A 1,437-nucleotide genomic window follows, 5' to 3' on the forward strand; every position below is an offset into this window, starting at 1 on the left:
AATCCATCAACAGTTTTAGCAAACGGTCGTTTGTTAAAACAATCAAAGTTATCAATAAAAAATATTTAAAATGCTGATTTGACAAGGTTTAGAGGCTCTGTCAGGTTGGCATTTTTTGATTTTTCATTGTTTTAGTTGACGACCGTTCACTAAAACAAGATCAAACCTTATTGTAGCAGGGGTTTTTAGAGATGAAACAAAACAAAAAGAGGTGATTTATGGAGAGGATAGTCAAAAATATTGCTAAAGTTATGATACTTTTGTTTGCTTTCATGACTTTGAACGCTTGTACTCCAGAAAAAAGATTTGTAGGTACTTGGACTACAGATATATTTAATCAAGGAAACACAAGAGAAGATGCCAAAAGCATAATAAATTCATTAGCAGACAATGAGCTAAGTGGTAATATCTTATCTATGCTAATGAATGAGTTACATTTTAACGCTACTATGGAAATTAAAGAAGATGGAACTTTAGTTATGGATAGTGGAATGATATTTGATGCAACTTGGAAAAAGGATGGTGATAAGATAATCATTGATGGTGCTAATATCTATGGAGTTGCCACTCTTTCTGAAGACCAAGATACACTATATTTTGAAAATATCATAGATAAAAATGCGGAGCCTGCTAATGGTATTACTATTGGTAGTAACTCAATAACATTTGAGTTCAAACGAGTTAAATAGATGGAGGAATATATGGAAAATAGTTGGGGTATGGTTGTGTTTGTTTTTTCAGTTATAGCCCTACCGTTCCTGCTTATGGTGAGTGTAGCAACCAAGTTTTCGGGGTGCCAATCATTTGGAAGAGCACGCTCTAAAGGTAATAAAACAATCTCAGAAAGCGAGGTAAGTAGCACTACTATGAATTACATTAGTCCAAAATTAAAACCTAGATTAGTGATTTTAGTTCTTTGTATTGTGTCTTTACTATTCTTCGGGTTAAAAGGAAATGGTAAAGTAAACTACTATGGTATGAATTTTGAAGCGGGTTCGGTGTTTTCGCCTGAGTCGTATACTTCTTACGGATTATTTGAAGATGCAGAAAATGAGGTGAATCGTCTAGTAGCAAGAAAGAGGAATCCTAGTTTAATGGGTGTTTTAGTTTCTTCTACTATAGGCGGAATAGTTTGCTATTCACTATGGAAAGAAGATGAATTTAAAGAATTACTCATTAAATGGCGTAAAGCTTAGATAGGAGATAATAATGGAATTTTTGCTTGGAATAGTTATGATTTTCATAATTGCTTACTTTTTTGAAAAATTTAGAGATTTATTGGACTTTATTTTTGGTGGCATCTTTGGATTTATATCAGGAAAATATAATGACAGTCTGGATGAATATGAAAAGAAGAAAAATGACGATAAATAAGATAACCAAATCATAACCACCCGTTAGACGGGTGGTTTGTACCAGGGCTATAAGCCCACATCA

General features: G+C 33.2%; 3 protein-coding genes. All 3 read left to right on the forward strand.

From position 1 onward, the window contains the following. Window positions 1-218: 218 nt before the first annotated feature. From STRDD04_RS00210 to STRDD04_RS11075, 3 genes are read left to right on the forward strand one after another with little or no spacing between them, the layout of a single operon-like run. Window positions 219-689, forward strand: coding sequence for a hypothetical protein (locus tag STRDD04_RS00210; RefSeq protein ID WP_231853851.1), 471 nt, complete (start codon window positions 219-221; stop codon window positions 687-689). Window positions 690-701: 12 nt separating this feature from the next. Further along, a complete protein-coding gene (locus STRDD04_RS00215; protein ID WP_062198325.1) occupies window positions 702-1,196 on the forward strand; it encodes a hypothetical protein in 495 nt (164 codons plus the stop codon). A gap of 13 nt (window positions 1,197-1,209) precedes the next feature. Continuing rightward, window positions 1,210-1,374 (forward strand): hypothetical protein, encoded by a 165-nt coding sequence (locus STRDD04_RS11075; protein ID WP_197460057.1) that lies wholly within the window; start codon window positions 1,210-1,212, stop codon window positions 1,372-1,374. The last annotated feature ends 63 nt before the right edge of the window (window positions 1,375-1,437 follow it).

This window comes from Streptococcus sp. DD04 (assembly GCF_001578725.1).
GTDB lineage: Bacteria > Bacillota > Bacilli > Lactobacillales > Streptococcaceae > Streptococcus > Streptococcus sinensis.

Coding starts and splice junctions, on each gene's coding strand:
- STRDD04_RS00210 (WP_231853851.1), top strand. CDS start 219: ATGGAGAGGATAGTCAAAAATATTGCTAAAGTTATGATACTTTTGTTT.
- STRDD04_RS00215 (WP_062198325.1), top strand. CDS start 702: ATGGAAAATAGTTGGGGTATGGTTGTGTTTGTTTTTTCAGTTATAGCC.
- STRDD04_RS11075 (WP_197460057.1), top strand. CDS start 1,210: ATGGAATTTTTGCTTGGAATAGTTATGATTTTCATAATTGCTTACTTT.